At 67.3% G+C, this 24,421-nt stretch carries 24 protein-coding genes; 6 read left to right on the top strand and 18 right to left on the bottom strand.

Annotation, left to right across the window (positions count from 1 at the left end; all coding sequences use genetic code 11):
• Window positions 1-941, top strand: a 941-nt coding sequence (locus ARGLB_RS23985) for an HNH endonuclease signature motif containing protein (RefSeq protein ID WP_003800080.1), incomplete at its 5' end; no start/stop codon positions are given.
• 84 nt (window positions 942-1,025) lie between these two features.
• On the opposite strand, the gene ARGLB_RS05985 is transcribed toward ARGLB_RS23985, so the two are convergent.
• The 12 genes from ARGLB_RS05985 to ARGLB_RS05930 form a co-directional block, all read right to left on the bottom strand.
• Window positions 1,026-1,865 (bottom strand): IclR family transcriptional regulator domain-containing protein, encoded by an 840-nt coding sequence (locus ARGLB_RS05985; protein ID WP_003800078.1) that lies wholly within the window; start codon window positions 1,863-1,865, stop codon window positions 1,026-1,028.
• 93 nt (window positions 1,866-1,958) lie between these two features.
• Window positions 1,959-2,642 carry a 3-oxoacid CoA-transferase subunit B gene (locus ARGLB_RS05980; RefSeq protein ID WP_003800075.1) on the bottom strand — a complete coding sequence of 228 codons (684 nt, stop codon included), beginning with the start codon at window positions 2,640-2,642 and terminating at the stop codon, window positions 1,959-1,961.
• Between the two features lies 1 nt (window position 2,643).
• The gene (locus tag ARGLB_RS05975; RefSeq protein WP_003800074.1) at window positions 2,644-3,345 is read right to left on the bottom strand and encodes a 3-oxoacid CoA-transferase subunit A; all 702 of its coding nucleotides are present in this window, start codon (window positions 3,343-3,345) and stop codon (window positions 2,644-2,646) included.
• A gap of 3 nt (window positions 3,346-3,348) precedes the next feature.
• Complete coding sequence (locus ARGLB_RS05970) at window positions 3,349-4,566, bottom strand: thiolase family protein (RefSeq protein ID WP_003800072.1); 1,218 nt, start codon at window positions 4,564-4,566, stop codon at window positions 3,349-3,351.
• Window positions 4,567-4,644: 78 nt separating this feature from the next.
• Window positions 4,645-5,157 (bottom strand): 4-carboxymuconolactone decarboxylase, encoded by a 513-nt coding sequence (gene pcaC, locus ARGLB_RS05965; protein ID WP_003800070.1) that lies wholly within the window; start codon window positions 5,155-5,157, stop codon window positions 4,645-4,647.
• Window positions 5,154-5,972, bottom strand: coding sequence for an alpha/beta fold hydrolase (locus ARGLB_RS05960; RefSeq protein ID WP_003800068.1), 819 nt, complete (start codon window positions 5,970-5,972; stop codon window positions 5,154-5,156). Before ARGLB_RS05960 ends, pcaC begins: the two co-directional genes overlap by 4 nt.
• A complete protein-coding gene (locus ARGLB_RS05955; protein ID WP_003800066.1) occupies window positions 5,965-7,479 on the bottom strand; it encodes a lyase family protein in 1,515 nt (504 codons plus the stop codon). The genes ARGLB_RS05960 and ARGLB_RS05955 overlap by 8 nt, the downstream gene beginning before the upstream one ends.
• A complete protein-coding gene (gene pcaG / locus ARGLB_RS05950) occupies window positions 7,476-8,066 on the bottom strand; it encodes a protocatechuate 3,4-dioxygenase subunit alpha (RefSeq protein ID WP_003800064.1) in 591 nt (196 codons plus the stop codon). The genes ARGLB_RS05955 and pcaG overlap by 4 nt, the downstream gene beginning before the upstream one ends.
• On the bottom strand, window positions 8,059-8,952 hold the full coding sequence (gene pcaH, locus ARGLB_RS05945) for a protocatechuate 3,4-dioxygenase subunit beta (RefSeq protein ID WP_003800062.1): 894 nt from the start codon (window positions 8,950-8,952) through the stop codon (window positions 8,059-8,061). Before pcaH ends, pcaG begins: the two co-directional genes overlap by 8 nt.
• Before the next feature lie 29 nt (window positions 8,953-8,981).
• Window positions 8,982-10,901: a bifunctional sugar phosphate isomerase/epimerase/4-hydroxyphenylpyruvate dioxygenase family protein gene (locus tag ARGLB_RS05940; protein ID WP_003800060.1), complete on the bottom strand. Its 1,920-nt coding sequence runs from the start codon at window positions 10,899-10,901 to the stop codon at window positions 8,982-8,984.
• The gene (locus tag ARGLB_RS05935) at window positions 10,901-11,782 is read right to left on the bottom strand and encodes a shikimate dehydrogenase (RefSeq protein WP_003800058.1); all 882 of its coding nucleotides are present in this window, start codon (window positions 11,780-11,782) and stop codon (window positions 10,901-10,903) included. The genes ARGLB_RS05940 and ARGLB_RS05935 overlap by 1 nt, the downstream gene beginning before the upstream one ends.
• A 172-nt stretch (window positions 11,783-11,954) precedes the next feature.
• Complete coding sequence (locus ARGLB_RS05930) at window positions 11,955-12,803, bottom strand: IclR family transcriptional regulator (protein WP_003800056.1); 849 nt, start codon at window positions 12,801-12,803, stop codon at window positions 11,955-11,957.
• Between the two features lie 229 nt (window positions 12,804-13,032).
• On the opposite strand from ARGLB_RS05930, the gene ARGLB_RS05925 reads away from it, so the two are divergent.
• The gene (locus ARGLB_RS05925) at window positions 13,033-14,352 is read left to right on the top strand and encodes an MFS transporter (RefSeq protein ID WP_003800054.1); all 1,320 of its coding nucleotides are present in this window, start codon (window positions 13,033-13,035) and stop codon (window positions 14,350-14,352) included.
• 83 nt (window positions 14,353-14,435) lie between these two features.
• Here the strand turns inward: ARGLB_RS05925 and ARGLB_RS05920 are convergent, their stop codons facing one another.
• On the bottom strand, window positions 14,436-15,503 hold the full coding sequence (locus tag ARGLB_RS05920) for an ATP-dependent DNA ligase (RefSeq protein ID WP_003800052.1): 1,068 nt from the start codon (window positions 15,501-15,503) through the stop codon (window positions 14,436-14,438).
• A 105-nt stretch (window positions 15,504-15,608) separates the two neighbouring features.
• Here ARGLB_RS05920 and ARGLB_RS05915 point away from each other — a divergent pair, with 105 nt between their 5' ends.
• Window positions 15,609-16,580 (top strand): TIGR03885 family FMN-dependent LLM class oxidoreductase, encoded by a 972-nt coding sequence (locus ARGLB_RS05915; protein WP_003800050.1) that lies wholly within the window; start codon window positions 15,609-15,611, stop codon window positions 16,578-16,580.
• Window positions 16,577-18,271 (top strand): alpha-amylase family protein, encoded by a 1,695-nt coding sequence (locus tag ARGLB_RS05910; protein ID WP_003800048.1) that lies wholly within the window; start codon window positions 16,577-16,579, stop codon window positions 18,269-18,271. Before ARGLB_RS05915 ends, ARGLB_RS05910 begins: the two co-directional genes overlap by 4 nt.
• Before the next feature lie 23 nt (window positions 18,272-18,294).
• On the opposite strand, the gene ARGLB_RS05905 is transcribed toward ARGLB_RS05910, so the two are convergent.
• On the bottom strand, window positions 18,295-20,061 hold the full coding sequence (locus tag ARGLB_RS05905) for a glycoside hydrolase family 13 protein (protein ID WP_003800045.1): 1,767 nt from the start codon (window positions 20,059-20,061) through the stop codon (window positions 18,295-18,297).
• Window positions 20,062-20,330: 269 nt separating this feature from the next.
• Complete coding sequence (locus tag ARGLB_RS05900) at window positions 20,331-20,606, bottom strand: hypothetical protein (RefSeq protein ID WP_003800043.1); 276 nt, start codon at window positions 20,604-20,606, stop codon at window positions 20,331-20,333.
• Between the two features lie 428 nt (window positions 20,607-21,034).
• Here ARGLB_RS05900 and ARGLB_RS23525 point away from each other — a divergent pair, with 428 nt between their 5' ends.
• Both ARGLB_RS23525 and ARGLB_RS05890 read left to right on the top strand, forming a co-directional pair.
• Window positions 21,035-21,208 (top strand): hypothetical protein, encoded by a 174-nt coding sequence (locus tag ARGLB_RS23525; protein ID WP_175304963.1) that lies wholly within the window; start codon window positions 21,035-21,037, stop codon window positions 21,206-21,208.
• A 19-nt stretch (window positions 21,209-21,227) separates the two neighbouring features.
• Window positions 21,228-21,467, top strand: coding sequence for a TetR/AcrR family transcriptional regulator (locus ARGLB_RS05890; RefSeq protein ID WP_003800039.1), 240 nt, complete (start codon window positions 21,228-21,230; stop codon window positions 21,465-21,467).
• Window positions 21,468-21,506: 39 nt separating this feature from the next.
• Here ARGLB_RS05890 and ARGLB_RS05885 read toward each other — a convergent pair whose 3' ends face one another.
• From ARGLB_RS05885 to ARGLB_RS05875, 3 genes are all read right to left on the bottom strand, one after another.
• Complete coding sequence (locus ARGLB_RS05885; RefSeq protein WP_003800038.1) at window positions 21,507-22,328, bottom strand: IclR family transcriptional regulator; 822 nt, start codon at window positions 22,326-22,328, stop codon at window positions 21,507-21,509.
• A gap of 99 nt (window positions 22,329-22,427) precedes the next feature.
• Window positions 22,428-23,393 (bottom strand): quinone oxidoreductase family protein, encoded by a 966-nt coding sequence (locus ARGLB_RS05880; RefSeq protein WP_003800037.1) that lies wholly within the window; start codon window positions 23,391-23,393, stop codon window positions 22,428-22,430.
• Between the two features lie 77 nt (window positions 23,394-23,470).
• A complete protein-coding gene (locus ARGLB_RS05875; RefSeq protein ID WP_050934289.1) occupies window positions 23,471-24,277 on the bottom strand; it encodes an HpcH/HpaI aldolase family protein in 807 nt (268 codons plus the stop codon).
• Between the last annotated feature and the right edge of the window lie 144 nt (window positions 24,278-24,421).

The following is a 24,421-nucleotide window of genomic DNA, read 5'->3' as shown; positions in this document are numbered from 1 at the left end:
GCACCCCGACACCCGACACCGACACAACCGGGACCGGCACCGACAGGACCGGCACCGAAGCAACCAGGGACAGCAGTGCCGGGACCGGCAGTGCCGGGACTGACAGTGACGGGACGAACGGTGACGGGGCCGGGGAACAGGGCGGCCCGGCCGGCTGGGACACCCCGGACCTCCCGGAAATCCCGCTGGACCACCGGTCCCAGGGCCAGAAGAGACTCGACGGACTCGTCGGCGCCTGCCAAACCGCCCTCACCACCGACACCCTGCCCGCCAACGGCGGACACCGGCCCCAGATCCTGGTCACCATCAACTACCGCGACCTCCTCGCCGAACTCCACCAACGGCACAACGCACAGTGGGCCGCACCACCGCCGGACCGGGCAGCACCGCCGCAGGAGTCCTCGCAGGGCACGCAGTGGTCCCAAAGCGCGCCTTCGTTCCAAGGAGCGCCTTCGTTCCAAGGAGTGCAGGGTCCCCGGCCGGGCTACACCGGCCGGACCGGCGACGGGACCGCCCTGTTCGCCTTCTCCGGCCCGGTAAACCCCGCCACGATCCGCAAAATCGCCTGCGACGCCGACCTCATCCCCGTCGTCCTCGGCAACGACGGCCGGATCCTGGACATCGGCCGCGCCTCACGGGTCTTCCCGCCCCACATCCGCAAAGCCATCATGGCCCGGGACCAGGGCTGCGCATTCCCCGACTGCACCATCCCCGCGCCCTGGTGCGAAGCCCACCACATCACCTACTGGTCACAGGGCGGAACCACCAGCACCGGCAACGGCGTCCTCCTCTGCACCCACCACCACCACCTCATCCACAAAGAACTGTGGACCATCGAAATCACCAACCAAGTCCCCTGGTTCAAACCCCCACCAGAACTCGACCCCCACCGAAAACCCCGCCGCAACCACTACTTCCGCTCACGCCCCCAACGGGAATAAGCTCACTGCTGGTTTTCTCTGAGCTCCGTTGTGGGAAGGCGCGCAGATCCTCGGCGGCGTCATCAACCAACCGGGTGAGTACAGCTACCGTCCGCTGGAGAAGTCGGAGGAAATTCGTTCTGCCGTGGCCACGATTTCCTTCCGCACGGATTCGAGGTAGGCCTCGCGATCCGGCTTGGCGGCAACAGACTGTGCCTGCAGCGATACATTGACGGCGGCCACCACCTTCGCGCCGTGGTAAACAGGCGCGGCCACGGACATCAGCCCAAGCTCCAGCTCCTGGTCCAGCAAGCACCAGCCCTGAGCCCGAACTTTGTCCAGGACGGCCAACAGGTCCTTCACCGTGCCGATCGCGCGCGGAGTCAGGGGCTTGATCTCCGCCGCGGCCAGGTATTCCTTCAGCTGCTCCGGCGGAAGGCCGGCGAGCAGCACCCTGCCCATCGACGTCGCGTAGGCCGGGAACCTGGTCCCTACTGTGATGCCGATGGTCATGATCCGGCGGGTGGTAACTCTGGCTATGTAAGCGATGTCCGTTCCGTCCAGCACCGCCGCCGACGTCGACTCCCCCAGCTTCAGGGACAGCTCCTCCAGGTGCGGCTGCGCCAGCTGCGGCAGCGAGAGACCGGAAAGATAGGCGTAGCCAAGCTGCAGCACCTGGGCCGTAAGTGCGAAGGTCTTGCCGTCGGTCCGGACGTAACCGAGCTCCACCAGCGTGTGCAGGAAACGCCGCGCGGTGGCACGCGTGAGATCCGTGCGGGCAGCCACCTCGGTGAGCGTCATGTCGGCATGTTCGGTGTCGAACGCGCGGATCACAGCCAGCCCGCGCGCGAGCGACTGCACGTACTGGTCACTGGCCGCCGGCGCCGCCCCGTCCTTCGGCGGGCGGCCCGCCCGAGGCGTGGTCCCTGCTGCTGCGTCGGTCATGGTTACCAATCCTATTAGCCCGCCGGAGCGCGAACTGGCAGCTGATGCCCTCAGATCCGGGATTTGAGGCATCTGCTGCCAGTTCGCGCTGGGTTACTGCTCGACGGCGGGGGCTGCGGTGAGGGGGACGGGCACCAAGGCCTGGAGTTCTTCGAGGGTGCAGCCGAAGGTTTCGCGGACGCGGACTCCTTCGGGTCCGGTGAGGAAAACGGCCTTGTCGGTGTAGACGCGGGTGACGCAGCCGACGCCGGTGAGGGGGTAGGTGCAGGCTTCGACGATCTTGGACGCGCCTTCGCGGGTGAGGAGTGTCATCATCACGAAGACGTCCTTGGCTCCGGTGGCGAGGTCCATCGCGCCGCCCACGGCCGGGATCGCGTCGGGTGCGCCGGTGTGCCAGTTGGCGAGGTCACCGGTCGCGGAGACCTGGAACGCGCCCAGGACGCAGATGTCCAGGTGCCCGCCGCGCATGATCGCGAACGAGTCCGCGTGGTGGAAGTAGGACGCTCCCGGGAGTTCGGTGACGGGGATTTTGCCGGCGTTGATGAGGTCCTCGTCGATCTGGTCCCCGGTGGCCACCGGCCCCATGCCGAGCATGCCGTTCTCGGTGTGGAGCGTGATGTTCTGCTCCGGCACCAGGTAGTTCGACACCAGGGTGGGCTGGCCGATGCCGAGGTTCACGAACGAACCGGGTTTGATGTCCCGGGCCACGAGCCGGGCGAGGTCGTCGCGGCCCAGCGGGGTTTCGGACGTCTGGATGGACGTTTCTACGAGGCTCATCTCAGGCCACCTGTTCTGCGTTGCCGGCGGCGGCAGCACCGCTGGAGTCAATACGGACGATGCTGTTGACGTAAATGCCGGGGGTCACGATGTTCTCCGGGTCCAGGCCGCCGGTGGGCACGATCTCGGACACCTGCACGACCGTGTGCTTCGCGGCGGCGGCCATGATCGGGCCGAAGTTCCGTGCGGTCTTGCGGTAGACCAGGTTCCCGACACGGTCGGCCTTCAGCGCCTTGATCAGCGCGACGTCGGCGTGGATCGGGGTTTCGAAGACCTGGCCGCGGCCGTCGATGATACGGGTTTCCTTGCCCTCGGCGAGCATGGTGCCGTACCCGGTGGGGGTGAAGAACCCACCGATCCCGGCCCCGGCCGCGCGGATGCGCTCGGCCAGGTTGCCCTGCGGCACCAGCTCCAGCTCGATTTCACCGGCCTTGTACTTCGCGTCGAAGTGCCAGGAGTCCGACTGCCGCGGGAACGAACAGATCATCTTGCGGACCCGGCCTTCCTTGATCAGCAGAGCCAGGCCCTGGTCGCCCTGGCCGGCGTTGTTGTTCACCACGGTCAGGTCCGTGGCGCCGCTGTCCAGCAGCGCATCGATCAGTTCGAACGGCTGGCCGGCGTTGCCGAACCCGCCGATCATCACGGTGGAGCCGTCCTTGACGGCCGCGACGGCCTCGCCGACCGTGTCAACGAAATTCAGCATCGCCTACGCCTTTCCATTGGAAGAAGTTACGTTTTCGAGCACCACTGCCAGGCCCTGCCCGACGCCGATGCAGATCGCCGCCACGCCCCAGCGCTGCCCGGACGCCTGCAGGGACCGCGCCAGCGTGCCCAGGATCCGGGTACCGGAGGCACCCAGCGGGTGGCCCATCGCGATCGCACCGCCGTGCCGGTTCACAATCGAGGGGTCGATCCCCCAGGCGTTGATGCATGCCAGGGACTGCGCGGCGAACGCCTCGTTAAGTTCGACGGCGCCCACCTCGTCCCAGCCGATGCCCGCCTTCGCGAGGGCCTTGTTTGCCGCCTCCACCGGGGCGAAGCCGAAGAACTGGGGATCGTTGCCGTGCGCGCCGCGGCCGGCGATCCGGGCCAGCGGTTCCAGGCCCAGGATGGACGAGGCGTTCTCGGACCCGATCCAGGCCGCGGACGCGCCGTCGGAGAGCGGGGAGGCGTTTCCGGCGGTCACCGTGCCGCCCTCAGCCCCAGCAGCTTCAGGCCGGAACACCGTCTTCAGCCCGGCCAGTTTCTCCGCCGACGAACCCGGGCGGATGCTCTCATCGCGGACCAGGTCCGTGCCCGGCACGGGTGCGACCAGGTTGTCGTAGAACCCCTCGTCCCACGCCGCGGCGGACAGGTTGTGCGAGGCAGCCGCGAACTCGTCCTGCTGGGCCCGGGTCACGCCGTACTTCTCGCGGAGCCGTTCGGTGGCCTCGCCCAGGGAGATCGTCCACTCCTTGGGCATGGCCTTGTTCACCAGGCGCCAGCCGAGCGTGGTGGACGCCAGGGTCATGTCCCCGGCCGGGTACGGCTTCTCCGTCTTGGGCAAAACCCATGGTGCCCGGGACATCGATTCGGCACCGCCCACCAGGACCAGGTCGGCGTCGCCGGCGTTGATCTGCCGGGACGCGATGATCGCCGCGTCCAGCGACGAACCGCAGAGCCGGTTCACCGTGGTGCCGGGGATCGAGACCGGCAAACCGGCCAGCAGTGTGCCCATCCGGGCGATGTTGCGGTTCTCCTCGCCGGCGCCGTTGGCGTTTCCGAACACCACCTCGTCGATGCGCTCCACGTCCAGCCCGGGGGCCCGGCGAACGGACTCGCCGATCACATGCGCTGCAAGATCATCCGGACGGACCCCGGCGAGGCCGGAGCCGAACTTCCCGAACGGCGTGCGTACGGCGTCGTATACAAATGCCTGGTTCATGAATTCCTCGAATTCTCTGGACCCAACTGGGTAGCACTTCAGGGCGTTGTGAGGGCTCAGAACGCCGTCTGCTGCTACCTAGTTGGGTGGGATGGGGGTGTTGTCGAGCCCGGCGCTGTCCATTTCATGGAAGACCTGCTGGGCTGTCTTGAAGGCGGTGTTGGCGGAGGGGACTCCGCAGTAGATGGCGGTCTGCAGCAGGATCTCCTTGATCTCGTCCCGGCTGAGGCCGTTGGTGATGGCCGCGCGGATGTGCATGGCCAGTTCTTCCCAGTGCCCGTGCGCCACCATGGCGGTGATGGTGACGGCGGAGCGCATCTGGCGCGGCAGGCCCGGACGCGTCCAGATGCCGCCCCACGCTATGCGGGTGATCATGTCCTGGAAGTCCTCGGTGAAGGCGTCCTTCTTGGCGTTTGCCCGGTCAACGTGCGCGTCGCCGAGCACTTCGCGCCGGACCACCATGCCGCCGTCGTAAATCTCCCGGCTGGTGGCGTCCGGCTGAACCACACCGTTGCGCCGGGCGTCGGCTGCCCGGTTGCCGGGTGCCTGTGTGTCCGTTGCCTGTGTACCGGTAGCTTCGGCGCTGCTCATTTCGCTCCTCCACGGGTTTCGGTCCAGGAAATTAGGCTCCGCATCAGCTCGGCCACGTGGGCGGGTGCCTCGGCGGGCGCCAGGTGCGCCACACCCTCGAGGGTGGCTGCGGACGCTGTTCCGCCGCCGGCGGTGATGCCGGCGGCTACCTCTTCGGCGAACGACGGCGGGGCCACCCCGTCCAGCGCACCCGCCACCACCTGCGTGGGGACGGTGATGCTGCCGAGCTGGTCGCGCACGTCGAAGCCGGCCAGTGCCTCGCAGCAGAAGGCGTAACTGAAGCGGTCGGCGTCGCGCAGGGAGTGCAGGAGCCGGCTGCTGACTTCCGGTTCGCGGTCCATGAACCCGGGCGCGAACCAGCGTTCGGCCGAGCCCTGGATCATCACCGGGGTGCCCTGGGTGCGGACAGTCTCGGCGCGTTCCAGCCAACCCTCGGGGGTGCCGAGCTTGGCGCCGGAGCACTGCACGGAGAGGCTCTTGAGCCGGTCGCCGTGCTTGATGCCCAGCTGCAGGCCGGTGGCTCCGCCCAGGGACACTCCGGCGTAGTGGAACTTCTCGCCGGGGGCGATCGAGTCAACAAGTTCGACGACGGCGTCCGCCAGGTCCGCGACGCTGAACGTTTCGCTGGCGGCGGCTGAGACTCCGTGTCCGGGCAGGTCCCAGGCGACGACGTCGAAGTCGTTGCCCAGGAGCGAGCCGACCTGGGCCCACAGCACCGAGGAGGTGCCGAGCGACGGCCCGACGATCAGGAGCGGTTTGTCCCCCAGCGCGCGCTGGGGGGAAAGCAGCACTGCCTTCACTGCTGGTTTAGCCACGGGAATCTCCGTTTCCGTCTGGTTCGGTTGAAGTAGGCGCAAAATCCGGGAAAGCCGCCAGGATCCGCCGCGAGATCTCGGCTGCCTGCCCGAGGTAGCGGGCCGGGTCGAGCAGCTCCTCCAGCCGGGCGTCGGAGAGCCTGTCCGCGGGGACGGCCTCGCGCAGCAGCCGGCGGTAGGTGGCGGCCTGTTCGGCCGGCGGCGCCTGCAGCGTCTTGTCGACGACGGCCTGCAGCTGCTGCTTCCCGTCAAGGCCGGCTTCGGGGGTACCATCACCGCCGGCGGGAAGAAGCGGTGCCACCGCAGCGGAGACGCCTTCGCTGAGCAGCAGCGGGCCGGACAGGTCCAGGTTTCGCCGCATGCCGTCGGGGAAGACCTGCAGCCCCTCCGCGAGTTCCCGCACGTGGCCGGCGGCGCCGAGGGCCAGCGCGAGCAGCTGGCGCAGGGCCGGCCATTCGGTGTGCCACGCACCGTCGGGACGTTCATCGTTGAAGGTGGCCGCGGCAAGGTGCAGCTGCGCAGCGAGGCCGGGCGCCTGCAGGGCGGCGCTGCGCACCAGCACAGACAGCACGGGATTCTGCTTCTGCGGCATCGCCGAGGAAACTCCGCGGCCGGGGGCGCGCGGTTCGGCCACTTCGGCCACCTCGGGACGGCTCAGGAACAGGACATCCGCAGCGATCTTGCCGAGGGCGTCCACCACGGAGGCGACCGCGTCGCCGAGCGACGTCACGGCCAGCCGGTTGGTGTGCCACGGGGCGGGGGCGGCGGCGAGGCCCAGCTGGGCGGCCAGCGCGTCGGAAAGTGCAAAGGGATCCGTGGCAGAACCGGACGTCAGCCCTGCCTGGGAGGTAAGCACCGTGCCGGCAGCGAGCGTACCCGCCGCGCCGCCGAACTGCACCGGCAGCACCAGCGCCTCAAGCCGGCGTGCCGCAGCAGCCAGGCCGGAGAACCACTGCGCCGCCCGAAGCCCGAACGTGAACGGCAGCGAGTGCTGGGTCAGGCTCCTGCCGACACACAGCGTGTCCGCATGCTGTCCCGCCAGCCGGGCGAGTGCCGCCGTCGTGCCTTTCACGTCAGCGAGCAGCGCCGCGACGGTGTTGCGCGCCACCAGCATCAGGGCCGTGTCCAGCACGTCCTGGCTGGTCAGCGAGGTGTGCACAGCCTTGGCGGCACGCACACCGGCACCGGCAGTGTCCAGCGCCTTCACCTGGGCCCGGAGGTCGGCCAGGAGCGGGATCACCGGGTTTCCGCCGCCCTGGGCGCGCCTGGCGATATCGGCAAGATCGTACCGGGAGGCGTCGGCGGCGTGGGCCACCACGGCAGCGGACCCGGCGGGAGCGAGGTCATGGTGCTCCAGCACGGCGGCCCAGCCGGCCTCGACGGCGAGAATCGCCGCAAGGATGGCCCGGTCACCGGTCAGGGCCTCCACGAGGGGCGACGCCGACACAGGGCTGAGCAGTCCGACGTCGCCGAGCCCGCCGGCGCCCGCTGCCTGGAAGCCGGTCACTTTGCGGCGCCCCCGGTTCCGGTTCCCTCGAAGTCGAGGAAGACGGTTTCGCCCTCGCCCTGCAGGCGGATGTCCCAGGTGAGCCCGCCGTCGGCGTCGCGGCGTGCGATCAGCGTCCTGCGGCGCTCGGGGTCCAGCGAGGACAGCAGCGGGTCATTCGCCAGCGCCTCCTCGTTCTCCGGCAGGTAAATGCGGGTGAAGAGGCGGTTCATCAGGCCGCGGGCAAAGATCGCGACGGAAATGAAGGCTGCTGCGCCGGGTTCGGTGGGGCCGGGGTTCACCGTGGTGAAGGTGTAGACACCGGAGTTGCCCACGGCGCTGCGGCCGAAGCCGGTGAAGGTGTAGCCGTCCCGGACGAGCGAACCGGTCCGGTGCACGATGTTGCCCTCGGAGTCCGGCTGCCAGATCTCGAGGATGGCGTCGGGGATGGCGTGCCCGGCGCCGTCGTAGACGGTGCCCTGGAGGCGGATGGATCCCGGCGAGCCGGGGGCCAGCAGCTCGCGGTCCTTGTCGTAGGGCAGGGCGTAGCCGTAGAACGGGCCTACGGTCTGGCCGGGGGTGGGAACAAGCTTGGTGGAGTTACTCATGGTCGTCGCCTTCCGCGCCCAGCGCCTCGTTCTCGGTCCAGGTCCGCTTGGAGCCCGTCAGGATGATGTCCCAGTTGTAGCCCAGCGCCCATTCCGGCTGGGTCAGGTCGTGGTCGTAGGTGGCCACGAGGCGGTCGCGGGCATCCTGGTCCACGATCGACTGGTAGATCGGGTCCAGCGGGAAGAGCTGGTCGCCCGGGAAGTACATCTGCGTGACGATCCGCTGCGTGAACTCCGTGCCGAACAGGGAGAAGTGGATGTGCGCTGGACGCCAGGCGTTGAGGTGGTTCTTCCACGGGTAGGCGCCCGGCTTGATGGTGGTGAAGCGGTAGGAGCCGTCCGGGCCGGTGATGCAGCGGCCCACGCCGGTGAAGTTGGGGTCCAGCGGTGCCGGGTGCTGGTCGCGCTTGTGGATGTAGCGGCCGGAGGAGTTGGCCTGCCAGATTTCCACCAGCTGGCCGGCAACCGGCCGGCCGTCGCCGTCCAGCACGCGGCCGGCGACGATGATGCGTTCGCCCTGGGGCTCACCGTTGTGCTGGATGGTCAGGTCAGACTCCAGGGCGTGGACGTCCTGGTGGCCGAACGCCGGGGAGTACAGCTCGATGGTTTCCGGGTCCGCGTGGTGCAGGCTCTTGGTGGGGTGGCGCAGGAGGCTGCTGCGGTAGGGCGGGAAGTCCAGGCGCGGCTGGGTTTCCGGCGCCGCACCGTCCTTCAGGGCCCGGGCGTAGGCGTCTCCGAGGGCCTTGATCTCCGCGCTGAGATCCTGCTGGGTTTCCACGCGGGGCTTCTCTGCCGGGGCGGCGGCCGGGGTTGCAGGTACTGCGTCCGACAGGTCCTCGGTCAGCGCGTCGGCGTTGTACGTTGCGAGATTCACGTCTTCAGGCACAGCAGCCTCCTTTCAATCTGTGGTTGGAATCAGTGGTTGGTTTTGGTCAGGTCGTGCAGGTGGTCGTACTGGACGGCGTGGCGCACCGGTGCGTTGGGCGCTCCGTAGCCGTCGTAGTTGCCGCGGCGTTCCACCATTTCGAAGAACACGCTGCCCACCGTGGCGGTGTAGAAGTGCAGGAACTCACCGTCAGCGTCGCGGTCGTACAGCAGGTTGAGGTCCCGGAGCGTGCCCAGGAAACCGGGGTCGAGGTCGAAGCGGGCGTCCAGGTCCTCGTAGTAGTTTTCCGGGATCTGCAGGAACGCCAGGCCCCTGTCGCGGGCGGCGCGGGCGGTCGCCACCAGGTCATCCACGGCGAACGCGATGTGCTCCTGGTAGGTCTTCCGTGGGGCCGTCCCCGGGTCCGCGCCGTCCTGCTGGATGACCGGGGCCAGGTTCAGGACCAGGCGCACGTCCCGGTCCGAGGTCTGCATGACCTGGGACCGGACCAGCCCGCTGGGGCTGGCGACCTCGGCGTACGGCTGCGGCTCCAGCGCCAGGGCGCTCGTATAGAAGAGGACAGCCTCGTCGAAGTGCTGCCACGGCTGGGCCAGGTTCACGTGGTCGATCACCGCGGTCCGTGCACCGGACGGTACCTCGAGTCCCTCCCCGAACTCACGCGTCCACGCGGCGGTTCCGTCCGGGTTGCCCTGGCACAGGAAGATCTCGGTGGAGTCCGGGGCGGAGAAGCCCTGGAACACTTCCTCGTTGGCCTGGCTCTTCCGGGGAACCACGGGGGCCTTGAGCTGCTGGGCGCGGGCGGAGGCAATCACCGGGGAGTCGACGTCGAACCCCAGGGCGGCGATGGCCGGTTCGGCGGCCTCGGGGGCCTGTTCGTTGATGATCACCCGGGCGTGGCCCATGGTCCAGAGCTGGACGTCCTTGGTGCGGTGGCGGCCGTTGAACTCGAAGCCAAGCTGTCCGAGGACCTTTTCCAGCACCCCGGTGTCCGCGGCCTTGACCTCGGCGAAGTTGAAGCCGGCGGGCTCCGCCACCTGCGGGAGCGTTGCCAGTTCCATGGGATAACGACGGCGGGCGGCGGCCTGGGTGCCGCCCGCACCGGCGGCGTTCCCAGCGGCCGGCGCGTTGGTGTCCAGCCACTTGGCGCTCTGCTCCTCCAGCCAGATCAGCGAGCGCATCGCGTCAACGGCGGTGCGCTCAACGTCGGACTGGCGGAAGACGTCGTTGAAGACCTCGAGCGAGACCGGCCCTGTGTAGCCGGCGCGGACCACGTGGCCCATGAACTTGGCGAGCTCGAACTGGCCCTCGCCCGGGAAGACGCGGTAGTGCCGGCTCCAGGAGAGCACGTCCATGGAGAGCTTGGGGGCGTCGGCCACCTGGACGAAGAAGATCTTGTCCGCGTTGATGTCCTCAATGGGCGCGGTGTCCCAGTCCCGGGACAGGATGTGGAAGGAGTCCAGGCAGGTGCCGAGGTTGGGGTGGTCCACCTTCGCCACGAGGCGGTGGGCGTGCTCATAGTCGTTGACGTACTTGCCCCAGGCGAGGGCCTCGTAGGCAACCTTGACGCCGTGCTCGCCCGCGAGGTCTGCCAGGGCGGCGAGCTGCTGGGCCCGCAGGTCGTCGTCGTCGATCGTGGCCGTGGCGACGTTGGTGCACACCAGGATGGTGTCCATGCCCAGCCGGGACATGAGCCGGAACTTGGCCTCGGCCCGGCGGAGGTTGGCCGCGAGCAGGTCCTCGGTCACGCTGTCGAAGTCGCGGAAGGGCTGGTAGAGGTCCAGCGTGAGGCCCAGGTCAGCGGCCATCTTGCGGACGTCTTCGGGGCTCAGCGACGAGGTGACCAGGTCCTGCTCGAAGATCTCAATGCCGTCGAAGCCCGCGATGGCGCAGGCCTGCATCTTTTCCTTCAGCGTGCCGGAAAGGCATACGGTGGCGATCCCGGTGCGCATCAGACGGCCACCTCTTCCGCTGCGATGAGCTCCAGGAAGTGGGCGCGCATCCGTTCGGCGTCGGGCTCGAGTCCGGTGAAGATCCGGAAAGCATCGGCGGCCTGGCCCACGGCCATGCGCCCGCCGTCCAGCACCTGGCAGCCCTTGGCCCGCGATTCGCGGACGAGCTCGGTTTCGATGGGGCGGTAGACGATGTCCGCCACCCAGTGCCGGGGCTCCACGAGGGCCATGTCCAGCGGCGTGCCGGGGTGGGCGGCCATGCCCACGGGAGTGCAGTGCACCAGGCCGTCGGCGGCGGGCATCAGCAGCGGCAGCTCCGCCGTCGTGCGCGCTGTGACGGTGCGGTCCGGGAAAAATCCGGCCAGTTCGGCGGCGCGTTCGGCGCAGCGCGCCGGGTCCATGTCCACGAGCTCCAGCGTCTGCACGCCGGCCGTGAGCAGGGCGTAGGCGACGGCGGATCCGGCGCCGCCCGCTCCCAGCTGCACCACGCGGTCCAGCCTGGCGTCCGGAAGTCCGGAGGCCAGTGCGGCGGCGAAGCCGGAGAAGTCTGTGTTGTGGCCGATGAAGCGGCCGTCCTGGATGACCACGGTGTTGACGGCGCCCAGGCGTTCGGCATCGGGGGCGATCTCGTCGAGGTGCTGGAGGACCAGCTGCTTGCACGGGTGCGTGATGTTCAGCCCGTTGAAGCCCATCCGGTAGGCGCTTTGCAGCAGGTCGCCGACGGCGGTGGCCGGCAGGTCGAGCTCGTGCAGGTCGACGGGCCGGTACAGGTACCGGACGCCCTGGACGTCGCCTTCGCGCTCGTGCATGTGGGGCGAGAGCGACGGCATCACGCCATCCCCGACAAGTCCTATGAGGTAGGACTCGGTTCGATTGCTCATGCGTGCGGCTCCTTTGACAACGGCACTCGACCGGCTTGGGCGCCTGCTGCGCCCCGCGCTGGCCGGGTGATACGGATAACAGTACAGGAAAAGTTCATATGATGCACTCTTGTTCTAGATGCGAACAAAATAGTTTCTGGCAGCACCTCCGGGCGGTTTAGCGCTGCGCGGTTCAGCGCTGGGGCAGCCGGGCGGAAAGCTCGACGGCGGCCGCCTGCAGGAGGGGAACCAGTGCCACCAGAGCCTCCATGCTGAGCCGGAACACCGGAACAGCGGTGGCCAGGGAGGCGAAGGCGATGCCTTGGGAGTTGAAGACCGGCACCGCCACGGCGCGCATGCCCAGCTCGTTCTCCTCATCCATGACCGCGTAGCCCTGCCGGCGGACCCTCTCGATTTCGGCGCGGAAGGCGTCCCGGTCGGTGATGGACAGGGCGGTCAGGGGCTCCAGCGGGAGTTCCTCGAGCAGCCGCTCTCGGTCCTCTTTCTCGGCGAACGCGACGAGCGCCTTGCCCACGGAGGTGGTGTGGAGCGCGCCGAGATGCCCGGGGTCGCTGGTCACGCGGAAGGTCTGGGGGCCGTCCACTTTGTTCACGGTGAGGTGGTGGATGCCGTCGCGGACGGAGAGGATGGTCGCCTCGCCCGTCTGCTCGGTAACGCGGCGCAGGATGGGCAGCGCCGTACCGGCGAATCCGTGGTGGTGGGATACAGCCTGGCCCAGCTGGAAAATGCGAAGGCCAAGGTGGTAGCGGCGGCCGTCCGGCTCGTAGTCCACGAACCCGTCACGGGTGAGCGAACCAAGGAGCCGGTAGGTGGTGCTGAACGGAAGGTCCGCGCGCCGGGAAATCTCCGCCGCGCTGGCCCCGCGGGGCTCATCCCCCAACAGGACCAGCAGGCCCAGGGCCTTGCCCACCATGTCGGTACGGGATTCCCCCTTGGCGGGTCTTGCCGCTTCAGCGGGGGCATCTGCTTCAACGGGGGTGGCTGGGGAGGCGTCTTCGCCTGTGGCTTCCTTCACACTCATAGCTTGATGTTGCCACAATGTGAGAGCTATTTCTAGATCGTGAGCAGTTTTCTTGACAGGTGACTGCCCTCACAGCCATCATTGCTGTATCGCACAAGTAGCTCTCACCATGTGGCTACTTGATCCGGGTCGGTCTTTCCAAGGACCTCCGCCGCCTCTTCCCCAACAAGGACGGCGGCCGCGACCCCTGATCCATCCCGCGACAACGTCGTCCCCCTGAAGGAACACCATGAGCCAGACCATTCCGTCCGCCGCGCCGGGCACTGTTGCCCCGGCCGGGACACCGAAGAAGGCAGCCCTTGCCAGCTTCCTCGGCAGCGCCGTCGAGTACTACGACTTCTTTATCTTCGGCTCGGCAGCCGCACTGATCTTCCCGCACGTGTTTTTCCCGAACGCTGACGCCAACGCCGCCATCATGTCCTTTGCGACCTTTGGCTTTGCCTACATCGCCCGGCCCGTCGGCGCCGTTGTCCTGGGCCACTTCGGGGACCGGGTTGGCCGGCGCAAGGTCCTCATGTTCACCCTGGTCCTCATGGGTGCCTCCACCTTCCTGATCGGCTGCCTGCCGGACTTCAACACGGTGGGATGGTGGGCTCCGGCCCTTCTGGTTCTGGCGCGCCTTTGCCAGGGCCTCTCCGCGGCCGGCGAACAGGCCGGCGCCTCTTCCATGACCCTGGAGCACGCTCCGGACAACCAGCGTTCCTTCTTCACCTCGTGGACCCTGACGGGCACGCAGGGCGGCCAGATCCTGGCGGCACTCGTCTTCATTCCCGTGCTCGCCCTGCCGGACGAGGTCAAGTACGGCATCGGCTGGCGGATCCCCTTCTGGCTCAGCGCCGTGGTTGTCCTGATTGCCTTCTTCATCCGCCGCACGCTGCACGAGCCGCCGGCCTTCGAAGCCGCCCAGAAGTCGGCCCAGATCGCCAAGCTGCCCGTGGCTGACCTGCTCAAGGCCCACTGGCGCGACGTCCTCCGGGTCATCTGCTGCGCCTTCATCGCCGCCGTCTCCACGGTGTTCGGCACCCTCGCCATCAGCTACGCCAAGACCGTTGCCGGCGTGGACGGCACCATCACCCTCTGGCTCGTGGTGGGCGCCAACCTCGTTGCCCTGGGCACCCAGCCGCTCTTCGGCAAGCTGGCCGACCGGATCGGCCGGAAGCCCGTCTACATCTACGGCGCCCTGTCCAGCGCGGCCCTGGCCCCGCTGTTCCTGCTGAGCCTCGAGTCCGGCAACGTGCCGCTGATGTTCCTGGCTGCCATCGCCTTCTTCTCCTGCGGCTATGCAGCCTCGAACGCCGTCTGGCCTTCCTTCTACGCCGAGATGTTCAGCACCAAGGTGCGTTTCTCCGGCCTGGCCATCGGCACGCAGCTCGGCTTTCTGATGGCAGGCTTCGCGCCGGCCATCGTTGCGGCCATGGGCGGCATCAAGCCCGGCGGCTGGGTGCAGATCAGCATCTTCACCGCGGTCATCTGCGTCATCGCCGCCGTCTCCGCGCTGACGGCCAAGGAAACGTTCAAGGTTCCCACCAAGGAGCTCGGGCTCAAGTAGACCGGAGCCTAGGCAAACTAGTACGACGACGGCGGTCCGCCCCTTTTCGGAAGGGGCGGACCGCCGTCGGGGTTTAATCAGTTTCAGGTGGCGAGCACTTCGGCGAGGTCGAACTTCACCGGTTCCTCGAGCTGCTCATAATTGCAGGACGTTGGGTCCCGGTCCGGACGCCAGCGCACGAACTGGGCGGTGTGGCGGAACCGCTCGCCTTCCATGTGGTCATACTTCACTTCCAGCACGCGCTCCGGCCGCAGCGGCGTGAAGGACAGGTCCTTGCCCGCGCTCCACCGGCTGCCCTCCGCGTTGCGGGGTGTCCGGGCGCCCTCCTCCTGTTTTGCCCAGGCCCACGGATGCTCGTCGAAGCTGGTGACCAGGGGCTGGAGCTCCTCGAAAAGCTCCTTGCGCCGCTTCATCGGAAAGGCGCCCACCACGCCCACGCTGGCGAGTTCGCCGCCGGGTTTGTACAGGCCCAGCAGCAGCGACCCGATCGCGTCGGGGCCGCTCTTGTGGACGCGGTAACCGGCCAGGACACAGTCAGCGGTTCGTTCGTGCTTGATCTTGAACATCACGCGCTTGTCCGGCTGGTACGGTCCGTCCAGGGGTTTGGCGATGATTCCGTCCAGGCCGGCGCCCTCGAACTGGTGGAACCATTTTCCGGCCAGTTCCGGATCCTGCGTGGCGGCGGTCAGGTGGACCGGGGCGCTGGCGGCGGCGAACGCCCGTTCCAGGGCCGCGCGCCGTTCGGCGAAGGGACGGCCGCTGAAGTCCTCGTCGCCGAGGGCCAGCAGGTCGAAAGCCACGAATTTTGCCGGCGTCTGCTCGGAAAGCATCTTGACCCTGCTGGCTGCGGGGTGGATACGCTGCTGCAGTGCGTCGAAATCCAGCCGGTCGCCGGACGAGCCCACCAGGACGATCTCGCCGTCGATTACGCACTTGGCCGGCAGGTTGGCCTTCAGCGCCTCCACGAGTTCGGGGAAGTAGCGCGTCATCGGTTTCTCGTTGCGGCTACCGATCTCCACGTCGTCGCCGTCGCGGAAGATGATGGAGCGGAATCCGTCCCACTTCGGCTCGTAGCTCAAGCGGCCTTCGGGGATGGCGCCGACCGATTTGGCCAGCATGGGGGCGACAGGGGGCATGACCGGCAGCTGCATAGGCCCCATTCTTGCCCGGGACCCTGCCGGACGCCACCCCCGGCACCGCTCCGCCCCCGGCATAGCCCCCTCGACACGATCCCTGGCCGCCGGTAGACATTAACGATGGCAGCTATAGGTTTCCACGCATCGCATGAACAGATCAGCCCCGGCCAGCTCCTCAAGGACGTCCGGCTCGCCGAGGAGGCGGGCTTCGACGCCGCCATGTGCTCGGACCACATCGAACCGTGGTCGGCGCGGCAGGGGCACTCGGGCTTCGCGTGGTCCTGGCTGGGGGCTGCCCTGGCCACCACCAGCCTGCGCTTCGGCGTGGTTACAGCGCCGGGCCAGCGGTACCACCCGGCCATCATCGCCCACGCCTCGGCCACACTGGCGTCCATGTTTCCGGCCCGGTTCTGGATGGCTCCGGGCAGCGGCGAGAACATGAACGAGCACGTCACGGGTGACCCGTGGCCGCTGAAGGAGACACGCCAGCAACGGCTTGAGGAGTGCGTGGACGTCATCCGCCGGCTGCATGCGGGTGAGGAGGTGACCCATCACGGCCTGGTCACCGTGGAACAGGCGCGCATCTGGGATGTGCCCTCACCACCGCCGCCGCTGATCGCACCGGCGATCAGCGTGGAAACGGCCCGCCGGGCGGCCGGCTGGGCTGACGGCCTGGTGACGGTGAACCAGCCGGCCGAAAAGCTCACGGAAATGCTGGCGGCGTACCGCTCAGAGGGCGGCAAGGGGAAGGCCGTGCTGCAGATCCACTTGTCCTGGGCTCCCCGGGAGCAGGACGCCGTCGCCATTGCCATGGATCAGTGGCGTTCGAACGTCTTCGCCCCGCCCGTCCCCTGGGACCTGCCGACTGCGGCGCACTTCGACGGTGTCAGCGCCGACGTTGGGGAGGCCCAGGTCCGGAAATCGGTGAACGTCTCCGCCAGCCTGGACCGCCACGTGCAGTGGCTGGGCGAGTATCTGGATCTCGGGTTCGACGAGCTGTACCTGCACTTCGTGGGGCAGGAGCAGGCGCCGTTCATCGACGCCTTCGCGCAGAGCGTCCTGCCGCAGCTGCGGAAGGTTCCGGTGGCATGAACATCGCGGAGACATCGGACCTGTGGTGGAAAACCGCCGTCGTCTACTGCCTGGATGTTGAGACGTTCTTCGACCACGACGGCGACGGCACCGGTGATTTCGGCGGCCTGACCCAGCGCGTGGATTACCTGGCGGCGCTGGGCGTGAACTGCATCTGGCTCATGCCCTTCTATCCGTCACCGGACCGCGACGACGGCTACGACGTAACGGACTTCTTCGACGTCGACCGGCGGCTGGGCACGCTGGGCGATTTTGTGGAGTTTATCCGCACCGCGAAGGACCGCGGCATCCGGGTGATCGCCGACTTCGTGGTCAACCACACCTCCAACCAGCACCCCTGGTTCGTCGAGGCCCGCAAATCCGTGGACAACCCGTACCGGGACTACTACGTCTGGCGAAGTGATCCGCCGCCGGACACGTCCTCGGAAGTGGTGTTCCCGGGCGAACAGACCTCTCTCTGGACCCAGGACGATGCCACCGGCGAGTGGTACCTGCACATGTTCATGGAGCACCAGCCGGACCTCAACGTCACCAACCCCAAAGTCCGCAACGAGATAGCCAAGGCCATGGGCCTCTGGCTGGAGCTCGGGCTGGACGGATTCCGGCTGGATGCGGTGCCGTTTTTCCTGGAGACCCGGGGTGCGCCCAAGGACGAGGCGGCCAACATCGACCCGCACGACTACCTCAGCGCCCTGCGCAGCTTCGTGAACCGGCGCAACGGCAGCGCGGTGCTGCTGGGCGAAGTGAACCTGCCGTACAAGGACCAGCTGGAGTATTTCGGCGGCGCCGAAGGCAACGAGCTGAACATGCAGTTCGACTTCATGTCCATGCAGCACATCTACCTGTCGCTCGCCAGGCAGGACGCCCGTCCGCTGGCCGAAACGCTGAAAACGCGTCCGCGGCTGCATCCTGACAACCACTGGGCGATGTTCGTGCGCAACCATGACGAGCTCACGCTGGACAAGCTCAGCGACGGAGAGCGGGAGGAGGTCTTCGCCGCGTTCGGACCGGACAAAAACATGCAGCTCTACGGGCGGGGACTGCGGCGCCGGCTGCCGCCGATGCTGGGCGGCGACGCCGACCGGATCCGGATGGTCTACTCGCTGATGTTCTCCCTGCCCGGCACGCCGGTCCTCTTCTACGGCGAGGAGATCGGCATGGGCGAGGACCTGCGGCAGAAGGGCCGTGCCGCCGTCCGCACGCCCATGCAGTGGAACGACGAAAAGAACGGCGGCTTCTCCAGCGCCAAGGCGTCGGAGCTGGTGGTCCCGCTGCCCCGCGGGGAGTACGGCCCGGAAAAGGTCAACGCGGCCAGCGCCAAACGGGACCCCGGGTCGCTGTGGAACTTCATGGCCACGCTCATCCAGCGGTACCGCGAGTCACCGGAGCTGGGCTGGGGCGAGTTCGCCGTCCTCGAACAGTCCGAGCCGGCCGTGTTTGCGCACCGCTGCGGCTCGCCGGAGGCCACCGTGGTGCTGCTCCACAACTTCGGCGACGAGCCGGTCAAGGTCACCGCGAACGTCGGGTCCGGGGACAGTCCGCGGCGGGCGTTCAGGAACGCCATGCTGCTGGATTTGTTCGACGGCGGCAACGTTCCGTTGGAGGCCGACGGCGGGTTCACCCTTGAGCTGGGACGGTACGGCTACCGCTGGTTCCGCGTCCACCGGCCCGGCGACCGCCTGGCGCCCTAGTCGCCTAGACGCCCTGGGCTGCGCTACACGTTCCGGCGGAAAACCTTCACCTCCCACGGGCGCAGGTCGAAGGATGGCACCTCGCCGGCTTCCGGCGCATAGTTTGCCAGCACCAGCTCAGCGCCCCCGTTGAGCCAGGTGCCGTCGTCGATCCCGGCTGTCCGCTTGGACCCCGAAAAGTTGCCAAGGACCAGCAGCTCCACGTCCGGAAGCGAGCGCCTGAACGCGTAGACGTGTTCGTCGTCGGGCAGCAGCATGCTGAAATCCCCATATGCGACCACGGGATCCGAGTGCCGGAGGGCGATCACCTTGCGGTAGAAGCTGAAGACCGACCCGGGATCGTCAACCTGGGCCGCGGCGTTGATGGTGTTTGCGTTCGGGTTCACGGCTATCCAGGGTGCCCCGGTGGTGAAGCCGCCGTGCCGGCTGGCGTCCCACTGCACGGGCGTCCGGGCGTTGTCCCGGTTCAGCGGCGCCAGGGCCGCGAGGACCTCGGCGTCGGTGTGGCCCAGGTGCGTGGTGGCCTCGCGGTGGTGGTTGAGGACTTCGATGTCCCGGTAGTCGCTGATGGCCCCGAACGCCATGTTGGTCATGCCCAGCTCTTCGCCCTGGTAAACGTACGGCGTGCCGCGGTGCAGGTGCAGGACGGCGGCCAGCATCTTCGCCGACAGCTCCCGGTACTGGCCGTCGTCGCCGAAACGGGAAACGGCGCGGGCCTGGTCGTGGTTCCCCCAGTAGAGGCTGTTCCAGCCGCTCTCGGCGAGCCCTTCCTGCCAGCGGCCCAGGGACTTCTTGAGATCGGTGAGCAGCAGCTTCTTGGGCCGCCACTTGTTGCCGCCCTCCTGGTCCAGGGCCACGTGCTCGAACTGGAAGACCATGTCCACTTCCCGCCGGCCGGGATCCGTGAACAGGGCGGCGTCCTCGACGGTAACGCCAGGCATCTCGCCCACGGTCAGCAGGTCCTTGTCACGCCCCGCGAAGACCTCCTGGTGCATCTCCTGCAGGAACTCGTGGATGCGCGGGCCGCAGATGAAGTACGGGCCGCCGTCGCCGTAGAGCATCCCTTCGGCCTGCGGACCGTCGGGCAGCGACTGCTCCTTGGAGATGAAATTGATGACATCCATCCGGAAGCCGTCCACGCCGCGGTCAAGCCACCAGTTCATCATGTCGTATACGGCGGCCCGCACCCCCGGGTTTTCCCAGTTGAGGTCCGGCTGCTTCCTGGAGAACAGGTGCAGGTAGTACTCCCCTGTTTCCGCGTCGTACTCCCAGGCCGGCCCCGAGAAGGCAGAGCCCCAGTTGTTGGGTTCAGCGCCGGGTGTGCCTGGCTCGGCTGTTTCCAGGCCATGGCCTTCGCGCGGCGGCCGCCACCAGTACCAGTCCCGCTTCGGGTTGTCCTTGCTGGAGCGGGACTCCACAAACCACGGGTGCTCGTCCGAGGTGTGGTTGACCACCAGGTCCATCACCAGCTTCATCCCCCGCGAGTGCAGTCCCGCCAGCAGTTCGTCGAGGGTCTCCAGGTCGCCGAACACGGGGTCGATGTCGCGGTAGTCGCTGATGTCGTAGCCGTTGTCATCCTGCGGTGACCGGTACACCGGGGAGAGCCAGACGACGTCGACCCCCAGCTTTTGGAGGTAGTCCAGCTTGCCGATGATCCCGCGGAGGTCGCCGATGCCGTCGCCGTCCGAATCAGCGAAGCTGCGCGGATAGATCTGGTACACCACCGCGCTCTTGAACCATTCCCGGCCGGCCCGGTAGGCCGCCTCTGCCTCGGTTTCCTGCGTGGTCATCGCTGGCTCCTCCTGGTCGACGGTGGCGGGCTGCTGGCCCACTGAAAGTCTTGTTCCAGAAGAATCGGCGGTCAATGGCCTCCGTGGACCGCTTTCGCGGCAGCCGTCCGAAATCCCGGGGAGGTGGTGAGCGGGGGCTTGCTGTCCTCAGTCCGTTTCAGGGCCGGCGCAGTAGAAGCAGGTGTTGGCGTCGCAGTCCTCGGTGAATGATGCCGTGGATGGGGCGTCGTCCGCGGCCCCCGCGTACAGAATGGTTGTCATCGTGCTGGCTATTCGCCGTACATAAGGCTGTTGAGGAAGGAGTCCAGCTGCTGACGCGTCGTGGCTTCCTTCCCGCGTGCGGTCACCGGGTGGGCCTGCTCCCGGTAGAGGCCTTCCCAGGGGGAGCACACCAGTTCGCCGGGTTCGACGGCGGCGGCCTGGACGGAGGACTGTGCCGCCGCCGTCGTCGTGGCGGGCGAAGGCGCGGCAGCCGGGCGGCGGGCGGGGCCCTGCCCCCAGCCGAAGGCGCTGGCAATTGCTCGGTGACCTACTGAGATGGACATGGTTCCTTCCCTTCTGCCTTGCCGTCCGGCACATCTGCGTGTCCGGCCGGGATCCTTGTCATGTAAAAACTTGCTGGCAAGAAACTTGAACGTCACGTTCAATCTATGAACGTGGTCCATTGTGGCACGGCTCACCTTCCGGCGCAATGATTACGGATATTGCCGCTGATGCATTTCTGCGGCGCTACCGGCGCCAGATGCCGGGCGCCTGCGGGCAATCATTTGGACCCCGGCTGCAGCGCCCTGAACAGCCCTTGCAAAATGCCGTGACAGAGGCCACAATAAAGATACGTTCAGTAAATGAACGTCACGTTCAAAAAGCGCGTTTTCACTTGCACGTCGCATCGGACGGCCACAGGCGGCTTTCCGGTATCCGAAATTTCACCCGGGAACCCCTGGTTCCCCCGGCAGTCCGCGAGGAACCCACCATGAGCACCGTTCACCGCCTCCTTCTCAGCGCGTTCGCACGTTCCGCCCGCCGCATCGCCGGGCGCAGGCTGGCTGGCAACGTAAGTCCCATAGCTCAGCCGTCCATGGGCTCCGATGTGCTCACCTGCACTCCGTGGGCCGGCCTGTACGTTGAAGGCCGCATCGCTTCCTAACGCCCGTCAGAGATAAGACATGACGCACTGGCGCCAGAAAGCAAGGCGTAAGATCCCCAAGCGGGCCGCGGACATCATCCGCGAACGCAATGAACGGCGAACGGCAGCCTTGATCGCCTGCATCACCGAGGTAAGCAGCAGTGAGGGCGCGGACGGCGTCACCCATGGAGTGGTGGCTGAACGCGCCGGCGTCCCCGTTCAGTACGTGGAATGGAAATACCCGTCGCGTGAGCACCTGATCGCCATGGCGAACACCTAATTACCGGGCGGGCACGATTACCGGGCCGCGCAGGGGTCTCTAGGACAAAGCCTTCGCGACCTCGTCGGCGGCCTTATGTAGCTGGTCGACAACTCCAGGCAGCTTGTCCGATTTGAACCGCTGAACCGGCCCCTGGGCGGCAAGCACTCCGATCAGCCCGGCCGAACCGTTGCGCACCGGATAGGCGACGGCGAAAAGGCCCTCTTCGAGCTCCTCATCGATGACGGCATAGCCCTGTTCGCGGACCTGCCGGATCTCCTGCAGGAGTGCCTTCCGGTTCGTGATGGTGCGGGCGGTGTAGGACTCCAGCTTCTCAGGCAGCGTGGCGGCAATGGCGTCGTCACTGAGTTCAGAGAGAAGGAGTTTCCCCGTAGCACTGGCATGAGCAGGGTAGTTCCCGCCAACGTACAGGTGGGTGGCGTTCAGGTAGCGGGAGCCCGAGGCCTCGGCGATGACGTCGTAGGAAGTTTCACTCCGGACCATCGCGAAGCTCATCGTCTCCTTGAGCTTCGCGGCGTATTCGTCCAGGATGGGCTGGATCCTGGCAACGGCACCCGTGTAAGGGTCGGCAAGCCTGCCCAGCCTTGCCACCTGCCAGCCGAGCAGATAGCGGTTGTCCACGCGGTCCACGAAGCCGGTCTGTTCGAGGCTCAGAAGCAGCCGGAAGGCCGTCGGACGGGTCATCCCCACGGCCTGGGCCAGTTCCGTCACGGTGATGCCCTGCCGGTGGCGGCCAAGTTCGCTGAGCAGGACGGTTGCCTTAATGACGGACTTGTTGGTCAGGTCCGCCGACTCTTCGGCAGTCGTGGCGTCGCTACCTTGTGCTTCGTCTGCTTCTGCTGCGCTTTGTCCCGCCGCCATGTCTGCTCCCGGTTCACATTCGCTCAGGGCGCGTGGCCCGTGCTGTCCACATCCATCCTATGCCCCTTCAATTAGCGAACGGGGCGTTCACCCCCGAGCTTAAGGAAGCAGGATGATCTTGCCGGTGGTTGCCCGTGACTCCATTGCGGCATGGGCAGCAGCGGCATGCTTCAAGGGATAGCGGGCGCCGATGGTGACCTTGAGTTTTCCGTCGGCCACCAGGCCGAATATTTCCTCGGAGCGCCAGCGCCGCTCCACGGCGCCAAGCAGGAAATCGTCGATTTTGGGGCGGGTGACGGTCAGGGAGCCGTGGGCGTTGAGCTGCTGCAGATCGAAGGGCGGCACCTGCCCGGAAGCTCCGCCAAAGAGCACCAGCGTGCCGCGCACCCGCAGGGCGTCCAGAGAACCTTCAAAGGTGTCTTTGCCGATGCCGTCATAGACGACGTCGACGCCGCGGCCGCCGGTCAGCTCGCGCACCCGCCGGGGGACCTCGGCGTAGTCCAGCACGTGGTCGGCGCCGGCTTCCCGGGCCAGTTCGGCCTTTTCCGGCGTCGACGTCGTGGTGATGACGGTGGCGCCGCGGAGCTTGAGCAGCTGGATCAGCAACAGTCCCACCCCGCCGGCACCGGCATAGGTAAGGGCGGTGTCACCGGGTTGGACACGGTAGCTGGAGTTGATCAGGTAGTGGGCGGTGATGCCCTGCGCCGGCAGCGCCGCGGCAACGTCGTCAGAGACGCCGTCCGGCACGGGAAGCGCCTTATCAGCGTCCAGCACCATGTAGTCCGCGTAGCTGCCCGCGCCCTCTGTCGTGGCAACCCGGTCCCCCACCGCAAACCCGGTGACGCCCGCGCCGGCCTCCTCGACTGTGCCCGCCCCCTCGACGCCGGGAACCAGGGGGTAGTCGACCGCGTAGACGCCCGAACGCTGGTATGTCTCGATGAAGTTCACCCCCACCGCGGCGACGCGTACCAGCACCTGACCCGGGCCGGGGACCGGACGCGGAACGTGGATCCGCTCGAACACTTCCGGGCCTCCGGCCCGGGTGATTTGCATGGCATAGGGCATGGCAGTTCTCCTTGTGGGTTGGCTTGGGGCCAGTCGACGATTAGTGCGGCGCTCCCCGTACCGGCTTGGTTTCGGGACTAGCTCATGGCCTTTGCGGCCGTGAGCCGCCGGACCGCGGAAACTGCGTTGCGGGCCGCGACAGCCAGCAGCCCGGTGTCAGAGGCGGCCGGCATGAAGCGGAATCCGAGGGCGGCCATCTTCTCGGAGAGTGCGGGCTCTCCGGTGTAGATGCCGGGGGTGATGCCGGCTGCCGCGCAGCGGCGTGCGATGTCCGCGAGTATTCCGTCCGGCCCTTCGCCCGTCAGTTCCTCCAGGGTCATGCCCAGGCTGAGGGACAGGTCGTAGGGACCCACGAAAATGCCGTCCGGTCCGGTCGCGAGGATTTCGTCGAGGTTCGCCAGTCCGGCGGCTGTTTCGATCATCAGAATGCACAGGGCGTCGTCGTGCGGGTTGCCCGGGACCGGCTTGGGGTACCGCGGGCTGCGGCGGGTAGGACCGTAGCTGCGGTTTCCGCGGGAGGGAAAGCGGCAGGCGGAAATGAGTGACGCCGCTGCCGCCGCCGTCTCTACCGTCGGGAAGATGATTCCGCTGGCTCCGGCGTCGAGGATCCGGCCGATGGTGCCCATGTCGTGCCCGGGAACACGGACGATGGACGGGACGGAAAACAGGTGTGCGGCTTCGATGAGTGGCTGCATCTTGTGGGTTTCCGGGCCGCCGTGCTGGCCGTCGATGCAGATCCAGTCGAATCCTTCGGCCGCGAGCGTGTCCACAACAGCCGGGTCACGGAAACTGATCCAGGCACCCGGGTGGGTCTCGCCGTCGTCGAGGATCAGCGGCGGGGTACGCAGACCGCTGTCCCGTTCACTGTCACCGTAAATTTTCATGTGCTGGTTCTCCTTGGGGTCAACGGTTGTTTGGTGCCTTGTGTTGGTGTGGAGCACGGAGTTGGTGCTCAGCACGGAAGGGGCCCTGCCGGCGCAAGCCCGGGCAGGGCCCCTTCCGATTACTCAAACCGGTAAGGCCGCGGT

The sequence above is a fragment of the Arthrobacter globiformis NBRC 12137 genome, from assembly GCF_000238915.1.
Classification (GTDB): Bacteria; Actinomycetota; Actinomycetes; order Actinomycetales; family Micrococcaceae; genus Arthrobacter; species Arthrobacter globiformis.
Note: the sequence above shows the minus strand (reverse complement) of the source record. Positions and strands in the feature narration are given on the sequence as shown.

What these genes read in the sequence shown, in the direction of transcription:
- ARGLB_RS05885 (WP_003800038.1), bottom strand. Translation starts at nt 22,328, where the DNA reads ATGGCGGCGGGACAAAGCGCAGCAGAAGCAGACGAAGCACAAGGTAGC.
- ARGLB_RS05985 (WP_003800078.1), bottom strand. Translation starts at nt 1,865, where the DNA reads ATGACCGACGCAGCAGCAGGGACCACGCCTCGGGCGGGCCGCCCGCCG.
- ARGLB_RS05980 (WP_003800075.1), bottom strand. Translation starts at nt 2,642, where the DNA reads ATGAGCCTCGTAGAAACGTCCATCCAGACGTCCGAAACCCCGCTGGGC.
- ARGLB_RS05975 (WP_003800074.1), bottom strand. Translation starts at nt 3,345, where the DNA reads ATGCTGAATTTCGTTGACACGGTCGGCGAGGCCGTCGCGGCCGTCAAG.
- ARGLB_RS05935 (WP_003800058.1), bottom strand. Translation starts at nt 11,782, where the DNA reads ATGAGCAATCGAACCGAGTCCTACCTCATAGGACTTGTCGGGGATGGC.
- ARGLB_RS05875 (WP_050934289.1), bottom strand. Translation starts at nt 24,277, where the DNA reads ATGAAAATTTACGGTGACAGTGAACGGGACAGCGGTCTGCGTACCCCG.
- ARGLB_RS05905 (WP_003800045.1), bottom strand. Translation starts at nt 20,061, where the DNA reads ATGACCACGCAGGAAACCGAGGCAGAGGCGGCCTACCGGGCCGGCCGG.
- ARGLB_RS05915 (WP_003800050.1), top strand. Translation starts at nt 15,609, where the DNA reads ATGGCAGCTATAGGTTTCCACGCATCGCATGAACAGATCAGCCCCGGC.
- ARGLB_RS05930 (WP_003800056.1), bottom strand. Translation starts at nt 12,803, where the DNA reads ATGAGTGTGAAGGAAGCCACAGGCGAAGACGCCTCCCCAGCCACCCCC.
- pcaC (WP_003800070.1), bottom strand. Translation starts at nt 5,157, where the DNA reads ATGAGCAGCGCCGAAGCTACCGGTACACAGGCAACGGACACACAGGCA.
- ARGLB_RS05880 (WP_003800037.1), bottom strand. Translation starts at nt 23,393, where the DNA reads ATGCCCTATGCCATGCAAATCACCCGGGCCGGAGGCCCGGAAGTGTTC.
- ARGLB_RS05910 (WP_003800048.1), top strand. Translation starts at nt 16,577, where the DNA reads ATGAACATCGCGGAGACATCGGACCTGTGGTGGAAAACCGCCGTCGTC.
- pcaG (WP_003800064.1), bottom strand. Translation starts at nt 8,066, where the DNA reads ATGAGTAACTCCACCAAGCTTGTTCCCACCCCCGGCCAGACCGTAGGC.
- ARGLB_RS23525 (WP_175304963.1), top strand. Translation starts at nt 21,035, where the DNA reads ATGAGCACCGTTCACCGCCTCCTTCTCAGCGCGTTCGCACGTTCCGCC.
- ARGLB_RS05970 (WP_003800072.1), bottom strand. Translation starts at nt 4,566, where the DNA reads ATGAACCAGGCATTTGTATACGACGCCGTACGCACGCCGTTCGGGAAG.
- ARGLB_RS05920 (WP_003800052.1), bottom strand. Translation starts at nt 15,503, where the DNA reads ATGCAGCTGCCGGTCATGCCCCCTGTCGCCCCCATGCTGGCCAAATCG.
- ARGLB_RS05890 (WP_003800039.1), top strand. Translation starts at nt 21,228, where the DNA reads ATGACGCACTGGCGCCAGAAAGCAAGGCGTAAGATCCCCAAGCGGGCC.
- ARGLB_RS05925 (WP_003800054.1), top strand. Translation starts at nt 13,033, where the DNA reads ATGAGCCAGACCATTCCGTCCGCCGCGCCGGGCACTGTTGCCCCGGCC.
- ARGLB_RS05940 (WP_003800060.1), bottom strand. Translation starts at nt 10,901, where the DNA reads ATGCGCACCGGGATCGCCACCGTATGCCTTTCCGGCACGCTGAAGGAA.
- ARGLB_RS05900 (WP_003800043.1), bottom strand. Translation starts at nt 20,606, where the DNA reads ATGTCCATCTCAGTAGGTCACCGAGCAATTGCCAGCGCCTTCGGCTGG.